This window comes from Paenibacillus vandeheii, assembly GCF_030433635.1.
In the GTDB taxonomy this organism is placed as follows: Bacteria; Bacillota; Bacilli; order Paenibacillales; family Paenibacillaceae; genus Paenibacillus; species Paenibacillus vandeheii.
In genome coordinates, this window is the sequence record NZ_JAROCD010000001.1 from 471,076 (window position 1) to 495,725 (window position 24,650).

Below are 24,650 nucleotides of genomic sequence, written 5' to 3' on the forward strand. Positions count from 1 at the left end.
ATATTTTGTTTGTTATGCATTTTTTTTACTATTATTGATAATTTAATTATCATTTGGAGGTGGAATATGATTGATAGTAATGCTTCTGATAATTTCCTTAATGATCTGGCGAAGCGAGTAGCTCAAATAATTTTGCCCGAAGTCATTAAGGTAGTGGGTAGCGAACAATTTAAAGAATCAGAAGATGCAACATTGGAAGCGGATGAAGCTGCTGCATACATTAATATTTCACGAGTCACCCTTTATCGGATGTGCGCAGAAAACTTATTACCGCATATGAAAATAGGTAGTAAAGGCAGCAAGCGATCAAAGTTGTTGTTCAGTTCCAACGCCTTAGATAAGTGGAAACGAGATCAGCTTAATGCTAATTATCAACCAGATGAAAAGTGAATATAAGGAATTTTATGACGATGTTGCTCAACATTATTAATTCAAAGTTAAAGGAGAGTTCATATGTCAGCGTTATTACCTACAACCCCTGCATTCGCTTTTCACCTGTTCAATGTAATGCAAGCACATAACGTATTGTGTGGCTTGGAATTTAAAGGAGGGCAAGCAGATCCGTTGCTCGGAATCGCTTATCAGCCAGTGAAGGTCGATCGCATCCTTGATAGCGCCCCCGAGGATCAATCATTAATTGTGAGTCTTGGAGAAGCGGAGTTTGCATTTGGATTGAAGGAACATCAGTTTTCTTACACAGTATCAGGCAGTCAAATTGATATTTGCATCACATCAGAAAATCATTCAGCTTGGTTCAACACTACTGGTATGAAACGATCTGCATTGAATGCAGCACTGGACTACGATTCAGATTCTGATGACAAAATCATTCATATGGAAGTTACCTCTGATGACTTCGAGGATGCTTTCCAGTTCTTAACGAACCTGATCCGTGAAGGAAGAGTCATCAAGAGTGTGAAGGTGCTGGGAGACGGGAATCAAGTACTGACGGTGGGTTACGTTGGTAAGGTGAGTTCATGACCCTTCCTGAACTGGCTCGACTCTGGTTCGGTAACCCCCTTCAACACGCCATTATTGTACGTAACATCCAAAAACAAACCAAAGGAGCGAAAATCCATGAAGCTGTCTGATCAAGAATCAGCCCTGATCCAATATATTCGAACGCTGAATTTCGAAACCATGTTGGACGCTTGCGATGCAATCGGGGAATCATCACGTGAATCCAAACGCAATGCCCTGGAAGAGTCCTATGATCGGAGCAATGCCGCTAGCGTTGCAGTGTGGTTTGTTCGTCACGATCAATTAAGTAAATTGCAGAAGCTGCTTGGAGCGGCAAACAAAGAATACCAGGAGCGGATTTCTCATGAATCCATCTGAGATTGAAAGTTTACTCAGCCGTCCCCTTACTCATGAAGAACGTCAAAAAATAGAATGGATGAACGGATGGGAGCGGGATACTCAGACTGTGGTTTGGGGTTTGCTACAAGCGGCGTATAAAGCCGGAGCGAAGGCGGCTCCCGCTCTTGCTCCGGATGTTATCCAGGACTACAAGGAACGCATGGTTAAAGAACTGGATTATCACGGTTTTGTACGTGAAGAGTCCTACACTATTATCGCACATGCAGTCATGAGTACCGATCTTCCCGACAATCAGAAGTTTGAGTATGTTCAAGCGTTGGACGATGTGTACACGGATTTACAAGATAAGGAGGGGAAGCTATGACCCATTCTAAAACAAAACATCGTGGTATGAGGGAAGAACTTCGGACGATTTACAGTCAAATCCTTGAAACTACGGATGTTGAACTGCAGGCGAATTTGAGAGTGAGAGCCCAGCGGATTTCAAATAAGTTGAAAGACAAAGAAGAATCCAGAAGCATGGAAGAATTCAGGATGGACAAGTATACCGCGGGTTATTGCATGAACTGCGAATATCACGTTCATGTCTGCGATCCGAGGAAAGTTATTGTAAAGGGTTACCTGTATTGTTGTGAAGGTTGTGCGGTGCATGATCAGGAGATGTCAGGGTATAGAAAAATGACCGCGTCTCGCGAACGCAGTCACCCATTTGAACACTTTTACAATTCATACGCCGTTATCATACCAAAGATCGTAAAAAAGGACAAGTTCGCGTATCCTGGGGTCCATTCATGACATTTGAACATCGGCCTTATAGTAAATCACAACAGACCGGAAGTAAGCGCATCAAGCCTACACAGCGCCAAATGGGTGACATTCGCAAGTCGGTAGACACTTCACTTAAAAAGCGCTCAGGCGGTGTGTGTGAAGCATGTGGCGAAGCAAGAGCAACGGAACGTGCTCATTTAACTGGTCGCAAGCAGCTTGAACATCGTACTGAGGTTTATGATTTAGCCCATTTATGCAAAGAGTGCCATGTCATGTTGGACGAGACGATCCAAGGGCTAAGGTTTCGACGCATGGCGGCGACGATCATAGCATCAATTTTGAAATAAAGAAAGAGTAGGTGAGACGGGTGACCGACTCTCGCAGGAAGAACGGATATGTAGCCATTGCCAACGAGATATGGGATGAGGTCATTCGTCGGGATTTCACCAAGCGCCAGAAAGATATTTTGTTCTTCATTTGGCGGCTTTCCTACGGCTGTAATCAACAGGTTGCAGTAATCCCGATGCAGAAGGATTTCTCCCTCTGTGGCGTGGGCAAGGGTCACATAGGGGCTGAACTGAAGCATCTGGAGACCTGCAAGGTGATTACACGAACGGACGCCGAGTATTGGTTTAACGAAAATTATGACTTATGGAAAATCGACTCAGTTCGTGGTTGGGAAAAAGAACGCTTTCATGAACTTATACATTTGAACTTAAAAAATAGTCGCTTATCTCGGCAAAAAGTTACTGAAACAGGAACCGAACCACTACCAGATTTGAGCGACAAACCGCCAGATGATGGTTACCGAAACAGTAACTCAGAACCTGTCCCAGAGTTACCAAAACAGGAACCGAAGATAATTCCTAAAGTTACTGAAACGGGAACCGAAATCGGAAACGAGTTACCAAAACAGGGACTTGCGGTTACTAAAACGGGAACTGAGAGTGCCGATGATCCTAAACAGGACGCGGCTTCCCGGCTCTCTAAAGACAGTTTAAAGACATTAAAAGATAAAGACAGTAAAGATATGTCCGTTTCTGATTTCGAAACCTTCTGGTCTGCCTATCCAAAAAAGGTTGCCAAAAAAGCAGCATTGAACATGTGGGAAAGAGCGATCAAGGCGAAGGTAGATCCTGCACTCTTGATTCGTTGTTCACAGAACTATGCAACACATTGCAAGGCGAACAGGACGGAAGAGAATTTCATCCTTCATGGTTCAACCTTTTTAAACCCGAAAAACGAACGGTATGCCGATTTCGAAGAAACTCCAGAACAAACAACAGTTGCTCCGGTGATTAAAGGCCAAGGCAATTCCCGGTCAGATCGGAACAAGGACATTTTACAAAAGCGGATGGAGGCAGCGCGATTTGAACAATCAAGAGGTACTAAGAATTTTGGCGGTAGTGGTTACAGCCTACCCCATAGTGGAACTTACTGACGAAATGGTCACGCTTTGGGAACGAATGCTTCATGATGTTCCTTTTTCACAAGCAGAACAGAACCTTTCGTATCACATCAAAACATCGCATTTTCCACCAGCGATTTCACAGATATACGGAAATCCAGCAGCTTCGAACATAGACAGGCTTCGCGCAGAGACACAGGAGCGCTTTGCCCTTATGGAGTCTTGGGAGAAAAGCGCCGTGCCGCTTCTGAAAGACGGTGAACCGGTTGAATAACCTTTACAACCTGCAGGCTGAACAGGCGGTAATAGGCAGCCTTCTGCTAGATCGTTCAGGAGATAATACAGCACTTGCTGTAGCTCTACTTACCCCGCAGGACTTTTCTTCACAGCACCGCCTAATTTTTGAATCGGTAATCGTGTTGCATGAATCTGAAAAAGCCGTCGATCTGGTAACACTTTACGCCGATCTGGAGACGCGAGGCGTTACGGAAGATATTGGAGGTATTGAATATCTTGGCAATCTGGTTGATGCAGTGCCGACCGTAGCGAATGCCAAGGAATACATTGCAATTGTTCAGAGTCTTGGACTCAAGCGGCAGGCATTGCGATTGTTGGAGGAACAACGCCAATCTCTTGAAGAATCTGCGGACCCGCTTGAAGTGATTGCAGGCATCAAGGCGGGGGCGGAAGAGTTATCAGGACGTTCACCAGTTGAAGGCGGCATGGTCAAGATTAATGACGTGATGACAGGTCATGATGACGATCTGGAGACACGTAGTAAATCTAAAGGCATAACGGGCGTTCCTACGTGCGGTGTTGATCTGAACAGGCTCACGGGCGGCAGACAGAAGCAGGATTTAATCATTGTTGCTGCAAGGCCTTCGGTGGGGAAGACGGCATTCATGCTGAACAACTCCAGAGCAGCGGCCATGTCTGGCGTAACCGTAGGGATATTCAGTCTTGAGATGCCCGGTAAGAAGCTTGGGGAACGGTTGATAGGCAGTATCGGAAATTTGGATGGTACCCTTCTTCGAACTGGTCAACTTGGACCGGAACACTGGCCGGAATACACGATGTCCCGCTCTATATTGAACGAGCTACCAATCTACATTGACGACACTCCTGGTATCACCATTCAGCAGATAGCAGCCAAGGTGAAGAAGCTCAAGAAAGAGCATGACAACTTGTTTATCCAGATCGATTATCTCCAGTTGATCAGCGCAGGCAAAAAATTCTCAAGTCGTGAACAGGAAATCGCTTATATCAGTCGTTCCTTGAAGCAAATTGCCCGAGACAATGATTGTCCGGTGGAAGTCCTGTCACAGCTCAGCCGGGGTGTAGAGCAACGACAGGACAAACGTCCGATGATGTCAGATTTGAGGGAGTCAGGTTCTATTGAACAGGATGCAGACGAGATTGATTTCTTGTATCGGGATGACTACTACAACGCCGAGACTGAGAAAAAGAACATCGTAGAAATCATTGTAGCTAAGGGACGGAATACAGGTACCGGACTTGCAGAGATGATCTATCTCAAGAATTTCAGCAAATTCGTAAATATAGAACGCATGCAGTACTGACGAGAAAGGCGGGGTGAAGATGACAAGTTCAGCAGATGAACTGGAGATCGAAAACAGCGTAAGGCTGATCATGAGATATCAAATCATGTTGGTCAGCCATTTAGAAAATGCGTTAAAAAACGGTCGAATCGACGAACACACATTCACCCGCTTGAAAAGTCAGGGCTGCATTGCTCAAACGCATGACGAAATATTGGATCATTTCGAGGGAATTTTTCACGAATTGCTGGCCTATTATCAGGATCGGTTACGAGAACGGATTGTGAAGGGTGCAGAATTTATTGATTCGCTTTCCCCAACTGATCCACGCAGGGAACCTGCATTAGATAAATACGACAGGCTGTGTGAGCAGCTAAGGGGGACAAGACACGCATGATCATCACAGGAAACTGCATCGACGTGATGCCGGAGTTGGATCCGGAATCATTCCACACATGCGTAACGTCTCCACCATACTGGGGTCTGCGTGATTACGGACTGGAGCATTCATACTGGCCCGAAACAACTTACACGCCGATGCCAGGGCTTCCACCGATTACAGTACCTGAGTGGACTGGATGCCTTGGTCTGGAGCCAACACCGGAAATGTTTGTTGCTCATACGGTACTTGTGTTCAGAGAAGTATTCCGGTTGTTACGACAGGATGGAACGTTATGGATGAACTTTGGAGATAGCTATTGTTCAACTGCTCCAGGCACACAAGGAGATCCAATTCATGCAAGGGGATATTTTAGCGGAGTCACTGAACAACGTGCTGCAGCAAGCGCAAAAATGAGACCTAACATTCCGGAAGGATTGAAGAAAAAAGACCTGATTGGTATTCCGTGGCGAGTAGCTTTTGCGCTTCAGGCGGATGGGTGGTATCTACGAAGCGACGTTATATGGGCGAAGCCTAACCCCATGCCAGAGAGTGTAGGGGATAGACCGACAAAGGCCCATGAATACATGTTCCTCTTGAGTAAATCGGAGCGCTATTACTACGACAAAGAAGCTATTAAAGAACCTGGAGTCCAGGACGAATGGGCAAACGGGTTCCGAGGTGGTAGCTACACAGGGAACGAAACGTTTGACAATCAAGATGGTGGCAAACGAAAAAATAAAGGGAACTTTAGAGTGCCAGCGGGGTGGGATACTGAACCGGGATCTCACGGCGCAATTCATCGGTCGGGACGTAGCAAATCGAACTCTTTCGCAAGAGCTGTTAAAGAATCTCCACCGCCAGGACAACCGCAACAACATCGACCTGATCGTAAAGACGTGGAATACAGTGGAATGCGGAATAAGCGCAGCGTTTGGACAGTGGCCACACAAGCTTTTCCAGAAGCTCATTACGCCACATTCCCCGAAAAGCTAATTGAACCTTGCATACTGGCAGGCGCCCCAGTCGGCGGACGTGTACTTGATCCATTTGGCGGATCGGGAACAACGCTGAAAGTAGCACATGAGAACAATCGGGAATGCACAATCATTGAAATGGGACGGCATAACGTTGAGATAGCAGAACGGCGTACTGCTGTGGTACAGCCAACATTGATTTTTTAAAGGAGCGGATGGAGCGTGGAAGCACTTAACATATACGAAATTTCATACCCTGGATTCTTTGATGATTATCCAGACTATTCAGTAACTAAAACCGCAAAATCAGCAGGTGCCGCTAAATACGATGCTTACCTTGGGTTTAACGATGGTTATGACATGACATTCCGAGAATACCTGAAAATTATTAAGGTTCGTAAGATCGGGCAATCAACTCCGGCAAGAAACGAAAAGCCGTTCCCGGGCCAGAACAGAATTGACACAGTAAACGCCTTAATTCGCGAGATTGGCAGCAGGGGAAGGAAGTTTTTGTATTCGAGCAGGCACGACAGATTTGCTTCTTTCCACTGGGCAGGAGGAAAGTTGTGGTTAACGGACGATCACACAGGTCTACCGCTTGTTATGCATGAATCAATGCCTGATGAGCATTACCATTTCAGTCATGGTGGAACACTTTGGGCGCTGATGTGTGATTTCCGAGATTATATCAGTGGTGACGACGACGCTAATCATAACAACGGATACGGCGGTCTGTACTGCCCTCATTGGGGATACTCAGCAGAGGATATGGATGTTATTCAGACTTATGCGATTGAAATTGGATATTTAAAACCACGGGTATAGGCCCACCAAAGGAGAGATATACCATGGTTAGCTTAATTACAACAGTCATTGGCAGATTCAAGTTGTTCAAGCAGCCGTACAAGGTCGGGCAAACCATAGAAGTTCGTGGTGAACCTTTGCTTGTATTAGGGATTGAGAATTTCGAAATATTCAGCTCTACGATCCTTATACGGTACACCTGCCAACGGCTCAATAAGATGGATTTTGTGAGTAAAGCGAAGGCATATAGGCAACCTTTCAACGCTGAGATGGTCATTGAAATTCCCCACAAACAGTGGGAAGAAATAGTTCCAGGCATCCGATTAGGTTCTATTCATTCGATCAAGGGAGAAGTATACAAGGTTACAGAATACACGGGCATAGCGTTGAAGAGCACTGATCTGATCATAGACATGATAGCCCGTCCTGTTTACCCGATAGATCGTAAAGAGGCAAAAGCCAAGTTGTTTAGCGAACGGCGGAAAAAACTGAAAATTGAAGTGTTATAAGGAGGTAGAACAACCATGAAGGCAATAACAATTATTCAACCGTGGGCGACACTGATCGCCATTGGAGCAAAACAATATGAGACACGCAGCTGGCCTACCAAGCATCGGGGAGAGATTGCTATCCATGCAGGGAAGAAGATTGACAATGAAGCCTGCAAAGAGCCTGAAATCCGTGCAGCACTGGAACGGTACGGATACACAGTAGACAATCTGCCTACAGGCGCGGTTGTGGCGACAGCTAAATTAACCAACTGCCTTAAATCGCTTGACACATGGACGGATGGGTATGAGCTTGAGGGTAACAGATTGGTTTACTCTCCAGAATACGAATTTGGAGACTTTACACCAGGTCGGTATGCATGGGAAATGTCGGATGTAAAACTTCTGAACGAGCCGATATCAGCTAAAGGGCAGCAAAGGCTTTGGAATTGGAATGAGGAGGAAGTAAGTCATGAGTAATGAAAAAGTAAAAGCTAATACACATTGGGTATGGACAGAAAAGGCCGCTGCGCAAAACCCAGCACATTCTCGTGTAGGTGAACCGATATGGCCCCATTTCAAGACCGCTGCTCCAAAAGATTGGTTGGAAGAGGGTTTGATCCAAGATGCATCGGAAATTGAACTTGAAGGGCAAACGACTATAGATGATTATATATAAGGGGTGTAAGGAATGGGGGAAACTGGTCAGATGGAGTTATTCCCGTCCCCCAGCCCTTCAGACATTCAACAGACTCGCGAACTGTTGAACAAGTATGTTCGGATGAGGAAGGCAGTTCAGGAAATCGGGACAATGACTAATCCATCAGAAAGATGGAAACAAGTTCAGATGGAGTATGAGGAGAAAACAGCTAATATTGAAATGGCTGTACGTTTAATAGTTGATGATAATGTACGAAGAGTAATGGACTTTCGGTTCATCCGAGGTAACCCGAGATGGGGAACTATTAAAAGATTCAGCAGTGTAACGGATAGGTCGATCGATCGGCAAATTATTAGAGGGATTGAGTCAGTAGCAGAAACTCTCAAACTAATTGGAGTAATTTAGACAAACTTTAGATTAATACAAAAAAAGAGGGTGTACATCCCTCTTTTTTTGCTCCACAGCTATGTAGTTCGGCCATACTTTCTTAAAACTTTCTAAGTATGAAATACAACGTTGCCCATAATAGCGTAGCTGGTACTAATCCCATTGAAGATGCATATACACCCAATAAGAAGAGCATGTACTCCAACAATGTCCTGGTAGTTTGATAACCCATTTATTTCGCCTCCTCTAACAAATATACAAGGGCAGACCCTTGCTGGGGAACGGATTCTCACCTTTCCCCAGAGTTAGAAGAAGTTAATTAATGGGAAATACCAAGATATTGCGGTGGATATTAGTGTGAGGTGGTAAATCAGGCTCAATGACATAAACCATAATAGAGGAGTTCTAAATGGGCCGGTTACCCTACCAGGAGTAAGCCGTTCATAATTACCAGAAAAATTAACGATCAATGATCACTTTGATAAATGGTATTTAATCAAGTAATACAACAAGACGTTAATTTTCTCTTGAAACATCCTTCCCTATATGTATTTTATGTACGCTTGATTTTCCTCACGTAAATCATTATATTTTCGAATGGGAAAACAATCAAGGGATTATATGGTAATTCTTATTCGTTTATAGTTTGGCTTGTCTGTATCGTGTCTTGTGTAGGACACTAGTAAGACAACATACCGTCTGGGGTTTGGAACTAAACTAGGGACATAAGGCAATTGCCTGGGTGTCCCTGCAAACCCGACGAACTATTCGATGCAGGACTCGACTGTGCTGTGGGAAGGTGAACTTCCTTAGACGTGGATCGCTTCGGCGGTCTCCTAGATCGTCAAGGGTGCAGATTGTGGGAAAGGCGGGTAAGATTCCTGCCGTTATATTATGACCTATTGGTGTAAGCTTGGTTCGATTCCCGGCAAGGTCAATACAAAAGGACAATTTCTTTCTCTGCCGAATTATGTTTAGTAAGGAAAGGAGGGGGAAATGGTGAGTTATTCCAACGAAAGACAAATATTAGCATCGGACATTGCAGCTAAAGAACTTCGTATTGATGACCTTAAGAGTAGGAGAGGTTATCCTGGGTTGTCAGATGAAGAAATTGATAAAAGCATCGCTAAAGAAAAAGAGGAAATTGAGCGAATGAAAGCTCGTATATTTGAACTTAATAAAGATTAACATTAGCACCCTTCGGGGTGTTTTTTTAGTCGCCCCGTTTAACCATCAAGCTATCAATAGTAAGCTGGTTCTTCAGGTAGCACGGAGTCGATGTTGAGATAGCGTAACATTGGAGATAATAGGAATTATGAAGGAGGGATGATCATGAGCCAAAGCACAAAGGATCTGAGCCAAGAGCTTTCAAATCGTGAAGGTGTTCAAGCTATTTCGGTTGAGCCTCACCAGGAATTCAAAATCACAGTAGGCCAGCAGGAACAAACATTTACTGGCCCAGCTGTGATCTTAATTAATCAAGATTAGAGCTTGCGATAACTATAGCCGCCTTTCTTGATATGGGCGTCGAAATAACTCCCATGCGAACTTGCAGACAGGAGTCCTGCATATTTGCTTTGCGGCACATTGGCATAAGAATATTCGCCACCATTGTTGAACCTTACGAAGAGCGTGGACGTGCTATCGTCGTAAGCCACAGCATCAAGGTTAGATGAAGATACAGATGTCCAATTCATGATGAAACACCTCCTTTCGTCCTAGTTCTTTCGACACCAAAAGAGGGAAATCCTTCCTATGCGTCGAAATGTGTTGTCGACGAGAGGAGGTGGGGGAATATGTGGATAGAGCAAACTTTTGTGTTAAAAAGCGGTTATGTCGTAACTAATACTATTGAAATTACAACAGACATTGAAACACATGGAAAAGAAACAGCAAGAGCTTTACAGAAATTTGACGGAATACTAACTTTTGAAAAAGGAAAAAACAGCGAGGGTGTTTGGTCGATCAGAACATCAGAGATTGCAGCACATTCTGTAAGAATACTAGATTAAAGATTAAGCATCCTTCGGGGTGCTTTTTTTATATCCAAAATGTGAGGTGGTGACATGAACGAGGTTCAACCGATCCGAGATAAGGCAGTTGTTGAACAGATCAAAAATTACCTGAAGGTAACCAGCTTCCGTAATTACATTTTCTTTAGTATGGGCGTTCATAGTGGATTGCGTGTTTCTGACTTACTGCAGCTCAAAGTCGTTTCCGTTCGGGATCAGGAACACATCAACTATGTGGCACAGAAAACAAAGAATCGGAAACGTAAGAAGCGTAAGCGGAAAAAGTTCATCATTCACCCTGATATCTACGATGATCTAATGATTTACATTGCAGATATGGACGATGATGATTACTTGTTCCCCAGCAGGCAACGGAAGACGCTCACTGGAGCCGTGGGAGAGCCAATCCATAGGATAACAGCATATAAAATGATTAGCGGTATAGCCAAGCGTTTTGGGCTTACGGACATCGGTGTCCATTCGCTCAGAAAGACGTGGGGTTATCACCTTTATAATGACGATCCACGCAATCTGGCGTTACTAATGGAGATGTTCGGGCATGAGGATATGGCAACCACGCTGATGTATTTGGGTATCACCCAGGACGCCATGGATGATGCAATACGCCGTTTGAGTTTTACACAATCCGGCTAATGTTGCACTCAAACGTGGGAATGGGACAAAGCTTGATTTAATCAGATTCTTGAACTTTCTCCAGTGCAACAGAAATAGAGTTATGTTTCACTCTACTTACTTAAATTGGTTCTAAATGGATCAAAAATGGTTTTTATTTTGGGTTGTATTTCAAGAAAAACAATTAGAAGTTTGTCTATTTAGACTGATTCTAAGAAAACCGACTCAATTATGGCTGTATAAACGATGAATAAACGCCCCATTTGAGGGCAATAAGTCGGGAAATAATCAAAATCGGCAAAATCGAAAAATCCAGTAATGACGCGGGTTTTCGGGTTTATGCATAAACTATGTATATTCACACAATTCAGTTAGCTGTCAAAAAGCCCGTAAAATCAGGGTTTTCGGCGTGGTTGTGGGAAAGTACATATGTACAAAAGACCGGGTTTTGAACACATGTCTTTGCATAAATATTGCATAAACGATGTCAGGGGTGAGGTGTATTATGTAATGGCGAGAGAGAGAAGCCCGGACCGCAAGAAAGCATTAGCGATGTGGTTCGCCAGTGGCAAGGAAATGAAGCCAGGAGAGATTGCCGAAAAGCTTGGAATCAGTGCTGGTCTTGTTCGTAAATGGAAAAGCCTTGATGAATGGGAGAAGCAGCCTGAGCCGCGGCCAGGAGCGCCCAAGGGCAATCAGAATGCAGTAGGCAATAGAGGTGGGCACGGTGGACCATATGGCAATGATAAAGCCGTCAAGCATGGTCTATTCCGTAAGTTTCTGCCAGATGATGAAGAAACACAAGAGATTTATGATACGACAGCCGAACTTTCCACGTTGGACATCTTGTGGGAGGGCATACGCATCCAGCTCACGAATATCATACGTGCCTTGAAGATCCAGCACGTAACGGGCAAGGATGAAATGATTAAGGAACTCAAAAAACAGAAGTTCGAAGTCCATAACACGGGCACCAAGAAGGAACCCAACATTGAACAAATACCGATTGAACAGGAATACGAATTCCAGTTTGCGTGGGATCGATCAGCGAACAGCCTGAAAGCCATGGCTGCTGCTTGGACGGCGCTGGGTAGCTCCATTAAGAAGTATGAAGACGTTTTGCGGATGGCTTCCCCTGATGAGGTGAACGAAGTCCAGAAGCAGCGTCTGGAGCAGATCAAGGCCAGTATTGCTGTGATGCGGGGTAAGGTGCCAGATAACAGCAAGCTTGATCTAAACCAGCAAATCACCGCATTGGCTGACTTGATCAACAACCCAGTGCCGGAGCGGGTGATAGACAATGACTGACACAGCCTTGATCCCCTATGCTCCATTTAATACAAAGCAGTCAGAGTATATCCGGCGTTGCCAGGACTCATGGCTGAACGTAGCTGAGGGCGGCAAGCGTGCAGGCAAGAACATCATTAATCTGATTGCCTATGCCATGTGCTTGGAGGTTCACCCCGACAAGCTCCATTTGGTTGCTGGTGTGAGTATGGCAGCCACGAAGATGAATGCCATAGACTCCAATGGATTCGGGCTGCAATGGCTGTTCAAGGGCCGTTGCCGCGAAGGTGAATACAAGGACCGTGCAGCACTCTTCATCCAGACCAAGACGGGCGAGAAGATCGTTATTATCGCAGGCGGGGGTAAGGCAAACAACGCCGCACTGATCAAGGGTAACTCCTACGGTACCGCATATGTGACAGAGGTTAACGAGTGCCACCCATCGTTCGTGAAGGAAGTATTTGACCGGACATTGGCGTCCACCAAGCGCCAGTTGTTCTTTGATCTTAACCCCAAGCCGCCAGCCCATTGGTTCTATGCAGACATTCTGGACTTTCAGGACGAGTTGTTAAAGCAGGGGCAGAACGCAGGGTACAATTATCAGCACTTTACCGTGTTCGATAATCTGAGCATACCTGATGATCGACTCAAGGCGTTGCTATTGACTTATGACAAGTCCAGTCTGTGGTACAAGTCAGAAATTAAGGGAGAGCGCACAGCAGCTACAGGACGGATATACACGGGCTACACCGTCAAGGATGTCATCATTGCTCGGGAGCAGATACGGGCCGAACGGTTCATTGAGTTTTCGGTTGGCATAGACGTTGGGGGCACGGACGCCACAGTTGCCACGCTCACTGGATTTACGCCGCGATATGGAGCGGTTATGCTGCTGGATGGCTTCTACCACAAGCAGGGCAAGGAGAATGGCTATACACATGATCGTTACGCCAAGGAGATCGTTGAAAAGATAGTCGAATGGTCGGAAACCTATCCGGCCTTTTTGTCGTGTGCCCATATATTTGCTGAATCTGCTGATAAACTGTTCCGGCAGGCGTTGTCTAATGAGCTTAAACGCCGTGGGATACACATTCCTGTGGTGCCTGCTTATAAGAAAGAGGGCATTGTTGACCGGATCAGATTGACGAACGTCCTGATTAACCAAGGGCGGTACAAAATCATGGCCCATCTTAAACATTGGATTGAAGCCATAGAGAATGCCACTTGGGACGAGACAGAACGCCAGAAGGGTGAATGGGTGCGGACGGATGATGGAAGTTACCCGGTGGACTGCTTGGATAGTAGCGAATACGCCGTTCAGCCGTTCAAGAAGAGACTGGAGGTATAGAAATGGGGTGGATCAAGAATATGGTCATGAAAATGCTGCGTATTAACCCAGCGCCGGAGAATCGAATTGTAAACATCACTGAGCCGCTATCATATCGGACGAATGTACTGCGTAACCGTTTATGGTTCCGTGGTGATGCTTCTGAGCTGGATCAGTTTTACAAGCAGACCGGGACGGATGCAGTGGGCAAGGCAAGGTTCTGGGCAGCGGTACCCAGTCAGAACATGGCGATTAGGAAAATCCATTCTGGAATGCCTGCCATGATTGTAGAGCGTCTATCGGATATCGTCGTTGCTGATCTAGAAGCCGTTGAGGTAGACAAGGAAACCGCATGGGATGATATCAGTGAGGACAATGATTTTCCTGAGTTGTTAGGGCAGAACATCATAGATGCTTTAGTGGCTGGGGATGGTGCATACAAGATTACCGTGGACACAGCGGTCACGGAGTATCCCATCATTGAGTTTTACAGTGGGGATCAGGTGGAGTATAGACGTAACCGGGGCAGGCTGCATGAGGTTGTGTTCTTTACGGATCACACGCTAAAGGGCAAGGACTACCGGTTGGAAGAAACCTATGGCCGTGGTTACATCCGGTATCAGCTTTATGATGCTTACGGAAAAGGCGTGCCGCTTACTGTATTACCTGAGACGGCAGCACTGGCTAACATTGAATACGATGGCAAGTTTATTATGGCCGTGCCGCTGATGTTCTTCCGCAGCTCCAAGTGGGAGGGACGAGGGAAATCCTTGTTTGATAGCAAGTCAGACAACTTTGACGCATTGGATGAGGTGGTCAGCCAATGGTGGGATGCAATCCGGGCCGGACGGGTGCAGAAGTACATTCCAGACGACTTGGTGCCGAAGAACCCTGAAACGGGGGCTCCAATGCGTGCCAATCCATTTGATAACCAGTTCATCAAGGTTGGCAGCTCCATGGCTGAGGACGGTAAAGACCAAATCACCATGTTACAACCGCAAATCCTGTATGAAGCATTCGTGGGGTCCTATGCCAGCGCACTGGACATGTGCTTGCAGGGCGTTATGTCGCCATCCACGCTGGGCATTGACTTGAAGAAGACCGACAATGCAGAAGCGCAGCGGGAGAAGGAGAAAGCCACGCTGTATACCCGCGGGAAGATCATTGATGCGCTGAATGAGGTGTTACCCCGTCTGGTGGAAACTGTATTGAAGGTACACGACACGATGCAGAGCCGGGCAGCAGGCGAGTATGAAGTATCGGTTAAGTTCGGAGAATATGCCAGTCCATCCTTTGACGCCGTTGTAGAGACGGTGGGCAAGGCCCGGACGTTCGGTGTGATGAGCGTAGAACGTGCCGTGGAAGAAATGTATGGTGACACCTGGACGGAGGATGAGAAGGCCGCTGAGGTTGCGCTCTTGAAGGCAGAGCAAGGATACATTTTAGACGAACCGGCACTGAATCGCGATGCCCCACCTGATCCCGAGGACGATGATGAGTCAGAAGAGGATGAGGTATGAAGAAGCGATATGACATCCGTCAAATCTTCTCTGACATGGAAATGGATCTGATCAAGTCCATGAAGCGCAACCTGAAACGCCATGAGCTTGCCGAAGAAGAGGAAGGCAAGGAATGGGAACAGTGGCAGCAACGCAAGCTGCAAGACATCCAGCAGTACCGCAAGGAGACACGCCAGATATCCAAGAAGTATGAGCCAGAAGTGAAGAAGGCAGCCGAGGAAGAGGTTAAAGGTTCCTGGCGGCGTGGGGCAGATCGTGTTGTTAACACGGTCAAGGGCTTGTGGAACAAGATCACGGGCAAAAAGCCGGATATCGAAGTTGAAGATGGTTCAGACCGAAGCTTCTTCAAGATCAACGAGAAGCGAGTTAACGCTTTGGCAGATGCAGCAGAGAACAATCTTCAAATTGCCCGCCATGCCATGCTGAGACAAGCAGATGACGTGTACAGACAGACCATCTACAAGTCCCAGGTGTATTTGAACAGTGGTGCTGCTTCGCTGAATCAGGCTATAGACATGGCGACGAAGGAGTTTCTGGAGAAGGGGTTTGACAATATCACCTATGCCAATGGACGGCGGGTGAACATTGCTTCCTACGCTGAAGTGGCGTTGCGTACATCTTCACAGCGTGCGGTGTTTGCCGGAGAGGGTGCCAAACGGGATCAACTGGGCATTCGAACCGTGGTCATATCTTCACACGGCAACTGTTCGAAGCTGTGTCTGCCTTATCAGGGCAAGGTGTTCATTGACGATGTGTATTCCGGGGGATCGGCTGCAGACGGGAAGTACCCGCTTCTGAGTACCGCCATAGCTGGGGGCTTGTTCCATCCGAACTGTCGTCACAACATGACCACGTTCATTCCGGGTACCAGTTCACTACCCAAGCCAGTTGACGATGAGCAGGCGGTATCCAACTATCAAGCGGAACAGAAACAGCGATACATGGAACGTCAGATACGCAAGTACAAGCGCTTGGAAGCGGGTAGTGTGGACGAAGAGAACCAAGCGAACTACAAGGCCAAGATTAGACAATGGCAAGCTCAGATGAGGATGCACCTGCGAGAACATGATTACTTACGCAGGGATTCCAAACGTGAAAAACTCAGAATACCGTCTAATTAGCACCTTCTCATGTAGAGGGTGCTTTTTGTATGGGCTCCAAATGAGACTTTTGGGGCTCACCGCTCAATAACCGGAGCATAACGGTTAACTCCCTTAGCTGGAGAGCAGCTATACAAATCTATGGAGGTTGATGATATATGGATTGGCTGAAAACGTTGTTGAAGAATGCGGGATTGGATGATTCAAAGATTGACGGGATCGTAACGGATGCAGGCAAGGAGCTTCCAAAACATTTTGTTCCCAAATCGCAGTACAACGACTTATCGGATGTGAAGAAAAAGCTGGAGAAGGACGTCACGGATCGGGACGCACAGCTTGAAACGCTCAGTAAGGATGCAGGAGCTTCGGAATCGCTCAAGGCTGAGATTGCCCGCCTTCAGGGGGAAAACACCACAGCCAAGCAGCAGTACGAAGCAGATTTGAAGGATATTCAGATGAACAATGCAATTTCTACCGCGCTTAATGGGAAGGTCCATAACGAGAAGGTGGTTACGGGCATGATCGACAAAGCCAAGTTAGTTATTGGCGATGACGGCAAGGTGGTTGGGCTGGATGAGCAATTGAAGGGGCTTCAAACATCGGATGCCTACTTGTTCAAGCCTGATGAAGCAGGCGGCGGTAACGGTGGCGGTGCTGGTGCTGGTGGTTTCCGTGTTGGTACGCCGGGACAAGGAACAGGACAAGCCACAAATGAACAACTGGCAAATATTTTCGGCGTTGCTGAAACGAAGTAATAAACCAATTTACTCATTTAAGGGAGAGATGAACACATGGCGTTCAACTATGTAGAAAGTTTTTTGACCACATTGCAGCAAAAGTATACGAAAGAGCTGGCTTCCGATGCCCTGACCACGCAAAATGCGATCTGGGTGAATACCAAAACAATCCAGGTGCCGAGTTTGGATGTAGCGGGATATAAGAACCACAACCGTTCTGGGGGCTGGAACCGACAGGCGGTTAGTAATACTTTTGTTAACCTGACTTTGGACTTTGACCGTGACGTCGAGTTCTTCGTTGACGCGATGAACGTAGATGAAACGAATCAAATCGTGTCTGCTGCTAATCTGACAGCTACATTTGAGAAGGAACAGGCCATTCCTGAGCTTGATAAATACCGTTTCTCCAAAATGTATGCAGATTATGTGGCGATGGGCTACACACCGGATACGACTGTGCTTGATGTTACAAACGCTTTGGAAGTGTTCGATGAAATGATGATGAACATGGACGAAGCAGAGGTACCACAGGAAGGCCGGATCATGTACGTAACGCCAACCTATATGAAGCTGCTGAAATCCGCTGAGAAGATTCGCCAGATCGTCACCGTGGGTCAGAACAGCGGGGTGATTGACCGGGCAGTACGAAGCTTGGATGAGGTTGTGTTGAAATCCGTACCTTCTAGCCGTATGAAGACAGTTTATGACTTCACAAACGGTGCTGTAGCGGGTGTGGGTGCAAAACAGATTAACTTGATCCTTGTTCATCCTGAGTGCGTGTTGGCGCCGATCAAACACAGTGCGGTTTATCTGTGGGAGCCAGGTAGCCATACACAAGGGGATGGGTATCTGTACCAGAACCGCCGTTACACGGATCTGTTCTTGATCGAGCGCAAAGCCGCAGCAATCCAAATGAATGTTCAAGCCTAAACATAACAGGCCAATAGAGAGGGGCAAATCACATGTTGATTGCAGTAAAGGGAAATACACAATTGAAGATTGATGATGCTGACCGGGATACCTATCTTAAACTCGGTTACGATATCGCTGAACAGTCGGGGAATACGCTTGAGGTGGTAGAGAATTCTTCAAGCAAAAAGGTGTCTTGGAAGGAATACGAAACCCTGGTAAGAGAGAATGAGGATTTGAGAAAACAGATTGCGGCATCCGGTTCCGGCACACCGGAAGCACTAGAGGGGATGAAAACCCAGTTGGATGACGCAAACAAGGAAATCAAATCACTCAAAAAGCAGCTTGCAGCCGCAGCCACACCTGATGACAAGTAGGTGATGGTATGTCATATGTAACGGCAGAAGAGTATGAACTGTATGGGGACGGCGTGATTCCGGCTGAGGACTTGAATAAGGCTCTCAGTCGGGCATCCGACCAAATAGACAGCCTGACCTATAATCGCATCGTACAACGCAAACTGGACGGTCTGACAGCCTTCCAGCGTGGGAACGTGGTCAAGGCGGTATGCCAACAAGCGGATTTCCAATACCAATACGGTGATTACTTGGATTTCCCACTCTCTGGATACTCCGCAGGCAGCGTGAGCGTGTCTTTTAAGGCCGTTGACGGTCCCGGAGGGGTTAGGACTACCGAAGGTGTTACAAGCCTGCTGAGGGCCACAGGGTTGATGAATAGGGGGCTACGTTGATGCGGGGCAAGTTTCCGTTTCCACATTGGATATTGAAGACACCGGTTCAAGTGTTTCACACCAAACTGTCAGAAGACGGGGAGCCTATCGAGGATTTAATCTTTGATGGGCTTGCTTGTTATGACGAAAAGATGCGTCAGAAGCTGGACAAGGAGCGCCGCTTGGTTACGCTGTCCGGTAAGGTGATTATTCGAGGTGACATTTTGCCCGGTCAACTGATTGAGGGTTTTGTCCGGGTTGGCGGTACTAATCGAATCATATTCAGCGCATCACGGCCGCAGCATCCAGACGGAAGCGTCTTTTCTACGGAATTGGAGCTGAGTTGATATGAAGGTTAAAGTGACGATGGATCCCAGAGCAATGCAAAAGCTTGCTAAAGCACCCATCGAAGCGCTTGAGGTTGTGGTGAACGGTAAGGAACAAAGCATTTTGACCGAGATTGCCAATGCGGGTGTTGTTCCGAAGCAGACAGGTGAGTTGGAGCGAAGCGCCTGGGTGGACAAAACAGGGCTGAAAAAGGGCCAGGTGAAGATTGTCTATGACACGCCATATGCACGCCGTCTATACTGGCACCCAGAATACAACTTCCGCAGGGATAAGAACGCAAACGCCCAAGGGTTGTGGCTGGAAGCTTGGCAGAAGGAACAGAAGGGCTGGATTCGCAAGACGTTTGAAAAGCTGATCAAGAAGTTTGGGGGTGGATTCATCAAATGATGCTGTCCGAGTTTCGGGATTGGCTGAAAACACAGATCGATTCCCCAAATTGGTACATTGGCAAGATTGATGGGAAAAAGGAACAGTCCGTTGGAATCTACAACCTCAACACCGGACAACCCTACATTGCCATCGGAGGGCTGGAGAACACCAGCTATGCCAGCAAGTCCATATCCATCTTGGTTCACTGGTCCAAGAATGCAGATACAGCGGAGCGTAAGGCCCATGAGGTCTATGCTGCGCTATTTGGTCGTTCTGATGGTGAGATTGCAGGGCGCCGTGTCATTGCCTTTGAGATGCACACGCCATGGCCTATTGATGTGGGTACCGACGATGCGGGAATTTACGAGTATGTGATTGAGACAACGATTTATTACGAGAGGTAGGGGAATGGAATGGCGACAACAGGCGTATTTCCGGTTCATAACAATATTTTCAAAGTGGGTATCAAAGGCCGTGAGTCTACGGATTCGGACATGAAAACGATCAAGGATTTGGAGAACTTCGCTCCGGCCATTGATGGTAATACCGAAGAGTGGAGCGCGATGGACCAAGGGGGCTGGACAAGACGTGCTGTAACAGGTAAATCCTTGTCTTTCAGCTTTTCAGGTAAACGGAACTATGGTGATCCCGGTAATGATTACGTTGCGGGATTGCTGCTTGGTACCGGGCAAGAGGTGGAAACGATCTTCGAGTGGACCATGCCATCCGGTGCGAAGCTGACCATGGATTGTGTCATTAACTTGACCACACCAGCAGGCGGCGATGCAACGAATATTGACGGTCTGGAATTTGAATTGTTGTCTGACGGTAAGCCGGAATTTGAGAAAGCACCAACTACACCATAATTCATAAACCAAGGGGGATTCACCATGTCAAATGTTATTAATATCACTGATAAGTTTTCTACTGAACTACCATCAATTCAGATTGGCGATAAGTTGTATCCGGTCAATAACGGTATTTCAGCCATGTTAGCGTTTGAAGAAGCGGCAACGGGTGGAATTGCTGGCATCCTGAAAGCCTTGGAAGGTGCGTTTGGCAAAAAGGCATATAAGGACATGGATGTCGAGGGCATGAGCATGGTAAATATCATGGTTCTGGCATCGGCAGTTCTTGCAGCAATGATGAACATCACCTACGAGGAAGCGAATGCGCGATTTCAGCGGGAAGTCCAGTCCTGATGGGTGGTATGACCTGTACGAAGATTGGGGGCTAATCGAAGCCAGTCTTGCCAAGCAATATGGAATCCGCATCCGACAACACGGGGATATGCCGTGGGAAGAGTTCTGTACATTAGTTGGCGGCCTTATGCCGGATACACCGCTGGGAAGCATTGTATCAATCCGGGCAGAGCAAGATCCCAAGACTATTAAGGGGTTCAACTCCGATCAGCGCCGCATCTACAATGATTGGCGTAAACGGCAGGCTGACAAACAATTGGACAACCCTGATAAGTTGGATCAGGAGATGAAGAATCTGGAAGCCGCAATGGCTCGGGCCTTTGGGGGTGAGTAGATGTCAAGTGCAGGCCGCGTAGATTTAGACTTGGGCTTGAACTACGGAGCCTTTCAACAGCAGCTCAACGGTATCTCCGGTACCGCTACGAATATGGTTGGCGGGGCATTTAAAAAGTTGGGTGGGATCGTTGCCGCAGCCTTTGCTGTTAATAGCTTAAAAGAGTTTGGTAAGGAAGCCATTAACCTGGCATCGGATTTGGCCGAAGTACAGAACGTGGTTAACGTCACGTTTGGATCAATGACAAACCAGATTAACAACTGGTCATCGAACCTGATTGAGTCATTCGGTCTGTCCGAGTTGTCCGGTAAACGATACGCATCCACTATGGGTGCCATGCTTAAATCTTCCGGTATTTCCGGTGAAGCCATGAAACAGATGTCCGTTAGATTGACGGAATTATCTGCTGACATGGCTTCTTTTTATAACATCACTAATGACGAAGCGTATTACAAAGTATTTAGCGGTATGGTCGGTGAGACTGAGCCGTTGAAACAATTGGGCGTAAACATGTCCGTGGTCAATATGGAAGCCTATGCGATGTCACAGGGCATCACAAAGTCCTGGTTATCCATGACGCAATCGGAACAGGCCATGCTTCGGTATGGCTATTTGTTACAGGTCACAGCCGATGCTCAGGGTGACTTTGCCCGTAATGGTCAATCATGGGCGAACCAAGTCCGTATGATGTCGGAACAGTGGAACATCTTCAAGGGTACAATGGGTGCGGGATTCATTAACATTCTGACGCCGATCCTGAAAGGGCTCAACTGGATCATAGCCAAGCTACAAGTTGCGGCAGCTTATTTCAAAGCATTTACGGAACTGGTCTTTGGTGACGCCGTTAATGCGGGTGGTGCTGGAATGACGGTGGCTACCGATGCCATGGGCGGCATGGGTGATGCAGCGGCCGCGGCAGCTCCTGCTGTAGAAGATACAGGGAAAGCCGCAGAGAAGGCAGGCAAGAAAGCCAAAAAAGCTGGAAAAGACATGAAGGGCAGTCTGGCCGGATTCGATCAGCTCAATACGCTGGCACAATCGGCAGCGTCGGCTTTGGATGATGCAGGGTCAAAAGCTGCAGGAGCTGGCAAAGGAATTGGCGGCCTGGGTGGTATGGCTGGGTTTGGTGACCTGGACTTGGGCACGCCTTCGATAGACGTCGATCCGATCAAGCAGCAAGTGGCGGCGTTCCTGGAGGACATCAAATCCCGATTCTCAAAAGCTTGGGCGTATATCTCTTCCGGCTGGGGTGAGATGCGTCCGGCATTGCAACCCTTCATCGACATGATGGTTCCCATTCGGAAGTCAGTTGATAACATTGGGAAGACATTCCTGGATCTGAAAGACAAGGTTCTAGTGCCGATGGCCAAATATGTATTGGGCGATTTTATCCCATCCATCGTTACTGGCTTTGTGAAGGCTTTTGCCCCGGTTATTGCGAAGCAGATTGTTTGGGCATTTGACATGTTCGACAAGACATTCCGCAATTCCACCGATCAGGCAATTAAGCTGTGGGATACTGTATGGCTGCCTAGTCTGGAGAAGGTGAAGAACGCCTTCGTTACCAACATGCCGTTAATTGCCACAGCTTTACAAAGCCTGCTGGACGGGACGCTTAATCCATTTACAGACTTCATGCTGAATGATTTTGCTATCCCGGTATCCACGGTGCTGGCTGAGACATTGGTACCTATCTTCACGGATACATTGGTTTGGGCCATTGATTTGTTCACCAAGACGTTTACGAATGCGGTCAACCACATCAACGATCTATGGTCAGGGACGTTGAATCCAGCATTGGAGAAGTTCAGGGATTTGTTCTTGGACATCATTCCGCAGATTGGGAAATCATTTTCTGACTTGCTGAATGGTACGATTAAACCTTTTGTGGATTATGCCTTGAATGACTTCATCATTCCGATTGCCGCGAAGGTCATTGATACGCTGGTGCCCGTATTTACAGACACGTTGGTCTGGGCTTTCAAGGAAGCAGCCAATACGTTTGAATGGGCTGTCAAGCTCATCAATGACATTTACAATACGGTACTCAAGCCTGTGTTCGATCTGATCAAGAAAATTGTCTTGGATACGCTGGAGACGATTAAGGGCCTATGGAACAAATACGGGGCCGAATTGCTTGCGAAGCTGACGGAGTTCATGACGAATACACGGAATCTGTTCCAGAAGCTTTGGGACGATATCCTGAAACCGATCATAGAGCCGTTCCTTAAAAAGCTGAATGAAATTTGGGACGGAACGCTCAAAGACATTATCAAGCAAATCGGTGAAGTGGTCATGAAACTGGTTAGCGCTGCGCTGGACATCTATAACAAGTTCATCGTGCCATTGATCAGTTATGTCATAGACAAGCTGGCTCCAAGCTTCACGAAGGGCTTTAACATCATACTGAACATCGTGACAACGGTCATCGAGAGCGTAGGCGGGATCATCAAGGGGCTACTGAAAACACTTGGCGGGGTCATTGACTTTGTGGCGGGTGCTTTCACGGGTGACTGGAAGAAGGCATGGACAGGCGTAAAAGACATTTTTGGTGGCATATTCGATTCCTTGTACAGCCTGGTCAAAGCGCCGCTGAATCTGATCATTGATGGCATCAACAAGGTCATTGAAGGGTTTAACAGCCTGAGTGTAAGCATTCCTGAGTTTGAGGTCTTTGGTCAGAAGGTGGGCGGGGGCTCCATTGGGGTACCGCAGATACCGAAGATTCCGAAGTTGGCAAAAGGTGGTTTGGCTTACGGGCCGACACTCGCGATGGTCGGGGATAACCGGGGTGCTTCCGTTGACCCCGAAGTCGTGTCGCCGCTGTCCAAGCTTCAAGACATGATCAGCGGGAATAATCAGCCGTTGGTGGAAATATTGCTCCTGATTCTGGATGCAATCCGTAACGGAGATAAGCAGACCGTCATTCAGCTCAACGGTACGGAGCTGGGGCGGGCTACCGTAGCCGCCATAAATGACATCACAAGGCGTCAAGGCCGTTCACCATTAACGACATAGGGAGGGATGCAGATTGGAAATCAAAATTAATGGTCAAGCGATTGCAGCCTATCCTTCATCTTATCAGGTGACGGTCCTTGACTTGGATGATGCGAATTCATCCGTGCGTACTGCAAATGGAACCTTGAACCGGGACCGGATAGCCGTCAAACGGCAGATAGACATGACTTGGGGGATGCTGACGTGGGCAGAGATGTCCTCCATCCTTCAATCCATGTCCAATGTGTTTTTTGATTGTACTTTTCCAGATCCGATGACAGGTAAGCACGAAACTAAACGAATGTATGTCGGTAATCGGCCTGCACCGTTTAGCGTCATGAGTGGCGGCGTCATGTACTGGAATGGGCTCAAATTGACGCTGACAGAGAGGTGA

37 protein-coding genes are annotated in these 24,650 nt (G+C 47.1%); 36 read left to right on the plus strand and 1 reads right to left on the minus strand.

What is annotated here, in order from left to right; genetic code table 11:
• Positions 1-66: 66 nt before the first annotated feature.
• The 18 genes from P5G61_RS02140 (at position 67) to P5G61_RS02225 (ending at position 10,239) form a co-directional block, all read left to right on the plus strand.
• Complete coding sequence (locus tag P5G61_RS02140) at positions 67-390, plus strand: helix-turn-helix domain-containing protein (RefSeq protein ID WP_301243962.1); 324 nt, start codon at positions 67-69, stop codon at positions 388-390.
• 63 nt (positions 391-453) lie between these two features.
• Positions 454-981 (plus strand): hypothetical protein, encoded by a 528-nt coding sequence (locus P5G61_RS02145; protein WP_301243964.1) that lies wholly within the window; start codon positions 454-456, stop codon positions 979-981.
• Positions 982-1,077: 96 nt separating this feature from the next.
• Complete coding sequence (locus tag P5G61_RS02150; protein ID WP_301243966.1) at positions 1,078-1,338, plus strand: hypothetical protein; 261 nt, start codon at positions 1,078-1,080, stop codon at positions 1,336-1,338.
• On the plus strand, positions 1,325-1,684 hold the full coding sequence (locus P5G61_RS02155) for a hypothetical protein (RefSeq protein WP_301243968.1): 360 nt from the start codon (positions 1,325-1,327) through the stop codon (positions 1,682-1,684). The genes P5G61_RS02150 and P5G61_RS02155 overlap by 14 nt, the downstream gene beginning before the upstream one ends.
• Entirely contained in the window at positions 1,681-2,115 is a 435-nt protein-coding gene (locus P5G61_RS02160; RefSeq protein ID WP_301243970.1) for a hypothetical protein, read from the plus strand. Before P5G61_RS02155 ends, P5G61_RS02160 begins: the two co-directional genes overlap by 4 nt.
• Positions 2,112-2,435, plus strand: coding sequence for a hypothetical protein (locus tag P5G61_RS02165; RefSeq protein WP_301243973.1), 324 nt, complete (start codon positions 2,112-2,114; stop codon positions 2,433-2,435). Before P5G61_RS02160 ends, P5G61_RS02165 begins: the two co-directional genes overlap by 4 nt.
• 20 nt (positions 2,436-2,455) lie before the next feature.
• Positions 2,456-3,529: a replication protein gene (locus P5G61_RS02170; RefSeq protein WP_301243975.1), complete on the plus strand. Its 1,074-nt coding sequence runs from the start codon at positions 2,456-2,458 to the stop codon at positions 3,527-3,529.
• Positions 3,516-3,770, plus strand: coding sequence for a replicative helicase loader/inhibitor (locus tag P5G61_RS02175; protein WP_301243977.1), 255 nt, complete (start codon positions 3,516-3,518; stop codon positions 3,768-3,770). The genes P5G61_RS02170 and P5G61_RS02175 overlap by 14 nt, the downstream gene beginning before the upstream one ends.
• Complete coding sequence (dnaB, locus tag P5G61_RS02180) at positions 3,754-5,076, plus strand: replicative DNA helicase (RefSeq protein ID WP_301243979.1); 1,323 nt, start codon at positions 3,754-3,756, stop codon at positions 5,074-5,076. Before P5G61_RS02175 ends, dnaB begins: the two co-directional genes overlap by 17 nt.
• Positions 5,077-5,095: 19 nt before the next feature.
• Positions 5,096-5,452: a hypothetical protein gene (locus tag P5G61_RS02185; RefSeq protein ID WP_301243981.1), complete on the plus strand. Its 357-nt coding sequence runs from the start codon at positions 5,096-5,098 to the stop codon at positions 5,450-5,452.
• Entirely contained in the window at positions 5,449-6,618 is a 1,170-nt protein-coding gene (locus P5G61_RS02190) for a DNA-methyltransferase (RefSeq protein WP_301243983.1), read from the plus strand. Before P5G61_RS02185 ends, P5G61_RS02190 begins: the two co-directional genes overlap by 4 nt.
• Positions 6,619-6,633: 15 nt before the next feature.
• Complete coding sequence (locus P5G61_RS02195; protein ID WP_301243985.1) at positions 6,634-7,236, plus strand: hypothetical protein; 603 nt, start codon at positions 6,634-6,636, stop codon at positions 7,234-7,236.
• A 23-nt stretch (positions 7,237-7,259) separates the two neighbouring features.
• Positions 7,260-7,724 carry a hypothetical protein gene (locus P5G61_RS02200; protein WP_301243987.1) on the plus strand — a complete coding sequence of 155 codons (465 nt, stop codon included), beginning with the start codon at positions 7,260-7,262 and terminating at the stop codon, positions 7,722-7,724.
• Positions 7,725-7,739: 15 nt separating this feature from the next.
• Complete coding sequence (locus tag P5G61_RS02205; RefSeq protein ID WP_301243989.1) at positions 7,740-8,183, plus strand: ASCH domain-containing protein; 444 nt, start codon at positions 7,740-7,742, stop codon at positions 8,181-8,183.
• Positions 8,176-8,382 carry a hypothetical protein gene (locus tag P5G61_RS02210; protein ID WP_301243991.1) on the plus strand — a complete coding sequence of 69 codons (207 nt, stop codon included), beginning with the start codon at positions 8,176-8,178 and terminating at the stop codon, positions 8,380-8,382. The genes P5G61_RS02205 and P5G61_RS02210 overlap by 8 nt, the downstream gene beginning before the upstream one ends.
• A gap of 132 nt (positions 8,383-8,514) precedes the next feature.
• The gene (locus P5G61_RS02215) at positions 8,515-8,769 is read left to right on the plus strand and encodes a hypothetical protein (RefSeq protein WP_301243993.1); all 255 of its coding nucleotides are present in this window, start codon (positions 8,515-8,517) and stop codon (positions 8,767-8,769) included.
• A 981-nt stretch (positions 8,770-9,750) separates the two neighbouring features.
• Positions 9,751-9,939, plus strand: coding sequence for a hypothetical protein (locus P5G61_RS02220; RefSeq protein ID WP_301243995.1), 189 nt, complete (start codon positions 9,751-9,753; stop codon positions 9,937-9,939).
• Between the two features lie 144 nt (positions 9,940-10,083).
• Positions 10,084-10,239 carry a BC1881 family protein gene (locus tag P5G61_RS02225; RefSeq protein WP_435874009.1) on the plus strand — a complete coding sequence of 52 codons (156 nt, stop codon included), beginning with the start codon at positions 10,084-10,086 and terminating at the stop codon, positions 10,237-10,239.
• Here P5G61_RS02225 and P5G61_RS02230 read toward each other — a convergent pair.
• A complete protein-coding gene (locus P5G61_RS02230; protein WP_301243999.1) occupies positions 10,236-10,448 on the minus strand; it encodes a KTSC domain-containing protein in 213 nt (70 codons plus the stop codon). The genes P5G61_RS02225 and P5G61_RS02230 overlap by 4 nt on opposite strands.
• A gap of 99 nt (positions 10,449-10,547) precedes the next feature.
• Between P5G61_RS02230 and P5G61_RS02235 the strand changes: the two genes are divergently transcribed.
• The 18 genes from P5G61_RS02235 to P5G61_RS02320 all read left to right on the plus strand — a co-directional run bounded on the left by P5G61_RS02235 (position 10,548) and on the right by P5G61_RS02320 (position 24,650).
• On the plus strand, positions 10,548-10,763 hold the full coding sequence (locus P5G61_RS02235) for a hypothetical protein (protein ID WP_301244001.1): 216 nt from the start codon (positions 10,548-10,550) through the stop codon (positions 10,761-10,763).
• A gap of 54 nt (positions 10,764-10,817) precedes the next feature.
• Positions 10,818-11,417 carry a tyrosine-type recombinase/integrase gene (locus tag P5G61_RS02240; RefSeq protein WP_301244003.1) on the plus strand — a complete coding sequence of 200 codons (600 nt, stop codon included), beginning with the start codon at positions 10,818-10,820 and terminating at the stop codon, positions 11,415-11,417.
• A 489-nt stretch (positions 11,418-11,906) separates the two neighbouring features.
• Positions 11,907-12,704, plus strand: a complete 798-nt coding sequence (gene terS / locus P5G61_RS02245; RefSeq protein ID WP_079694206.1) for a phage terminase small subunit — start codon at positions 11,907-11,909, stop codon at positions 12,702-12,704.
• Positions 12,697-14,031 carry a PBSX family phage terminase large subunit gene (locus tag P5G61_RS02250; protein ID WP_301244008.1) on the plus strand — a complete coding sequence of 445 codons (1,335 nt, stop codon included), beginning with the start codon at positions 12,697-12,699 and terminating at the stop codon, positions 14,029-14,031. Before terS ends, P5G61_RS02250 begins: the two co-directional genes overlap by 8 nt.
• 2 nt (positions 14,032-14,033) lie before the next feature.
• Positions 14,034-15,530 (plus strand): capsid protein, encoded by a 1,497-nt coding sequence (locus P5G61_RS02255; RefSeq protein WP_301244009.1) that lies wholly within the window; start codon positions 14,034-14,036, stop codon positions 15,528-15,530.
• The gene (locus P5G61_RS02260; protein ID WP_301244011.1) at positions 15,527-16,651 is read left to right on the plus strand and encodes a phage minor capsid protein; all 1,125 of its coding nucleotides are present in this window, start codon (positions 15,527-15,529) and stop codon (positions 16,649-16,651) included. Before P5G61_RS02255 ends, P5G61_RS02260 begins: the two co-directional genes overlap by 4 nt.
• 137 nt (positions 16,652-16,788) lie before the next feature.
• Positions 16,789-17,385 (plus strand): phage scaffolding protein, encoded by a 597-nt coding sequence (locus tag P5G61_RS02265; protein ID WP_301244013.1) that lies wholly within the window; start codon positions 16,789-16,791, stop codon positions 17,383-17,385.
• Between the two features lie 36 nt (positions 17,386-17,421).
• Positions 17,422-18,297 (plus strand): capsid protein, encoded by an 876-nt coding sequence (locus P5G61_RS02270; protein WP_301244015.1) that lies wholly within the window; start codon positions 17,422-17,424, stop codon positions 18,295-18,297.
• Between the two features lie 32 nt (positions 18,298-18,329).
• The gene (locus P5G61_RS02275; protein ID WP_301244017.1) at positions 18,330-18,653 is read left to right on the plus strand and encodes a hypothetical protein; all 324 of its coding nucleotides are present in this window, start codon (positions 18,330-18,332) and stop codon (positions 18,651-18,653) included.
• Positions 18,654-18,661: 8 nt separating this feature from the next.
• Complete coding sequence (locus P5G61_RS02280) at positions 18,662-19,027, plus strand: head-tail connector protein (RefSeq protein WP_301244019.1); 366 nt, start codon at positions 18,662-18,664, stop codon at positions 19,025-19,027.
• Positions 19,027-19,353: a hypothetical protein gene (locus tag P5G61_RS02285; protein WP_301244021.1), complete on the plus strand. Its 327-nt coding sequence runs from the start codon at positions 19,027-19,029 to the stop codon at positions 19,351-19,353. Before P5G61_RS02280 ends, P5G61_RS02285 begins: the two co-directional genes overlap by 1 nt.
• A gap of 1 nt (position 19,354) precedes the next feature.
• Complete coding sequence (locus P5G61_RS02290) at positions 19,355-19,741, plus strand: hypothetical protein (protein WP_301244023.1); 387 nt, start codon at positions 19,355-19,357, stop codon at positions 19,739-19,741.
• Complete coding sequence (locus P5G61_RS02295) at positions 19,738-20,127, plus strand: minor capsid protein (protein WP_301244025.1); 390 nt, start codon at positions 19,738-19,740, stop codon at positions 20,125-20,127. The genes P5G61_RS02290 and P5G61_RS02295 overlap by 4 nt, the downstream gene beginning before the upstream one ends.
• Before the next feature lie 9 nt (positions 20,128-20,136).
• Positions 20,137-20,589: a phage tail tube protein gene (locus tag P5G61_RS02300; protein WP_301244027.1), complete on the plus strand. Its 453-nt coding sequence runs from the start codon at positions 20,137-20,139 to the stop codon at positions 20,587-20,589.
• A 24-nt stretch (positions 20,590-20,613) separates the two neighbouring features.
• Positions 20,614-20,925 carry a hypothetical protein gene (locus tag P5G61_RS02305; RefSeq protein ID WP_301244029.1) on the plus strand — a complete coding sequence of 104 codons (312 nt, stop codon included), beginning with the start codon at positions 20,614-20,616 and terminating at the stop codon, positions 20,923-20,925.
• Entirely contained in the window at positions 20,894-21,259 is a 366-nt protein-coding gene (locus tag P5G61_RS02310) for a Gp15 family bacteriophage protein (protein WP_301244031.1), read from the plus strand. The genes P5G61_RS02305 and P5G61_RS02310 overlap by 32 nt, the downstream gene beginning before the upstream one ends.
• Positions 21,260-24,277, plus strand: coding sequence for a phage tail protein (locus P5G61_RS02315; protein ID WP_301244033.1), 3,018 nt, complete (start codon positions 21,260-21,262; stop codon positions 24,275-24,277).
• A 13-nt stretch (positions 24,278-24,290) separates the two neighbouring features.
• Positions 24,291-24,650, plus strand: a complete 360-nt coding sequence (locus tag P5G61_RS02320) for a DUF6711 family protein (protein ID WP_301244035.1) — start codon at positions 24,291-24,293, stop codon at positions 24,648-24,650.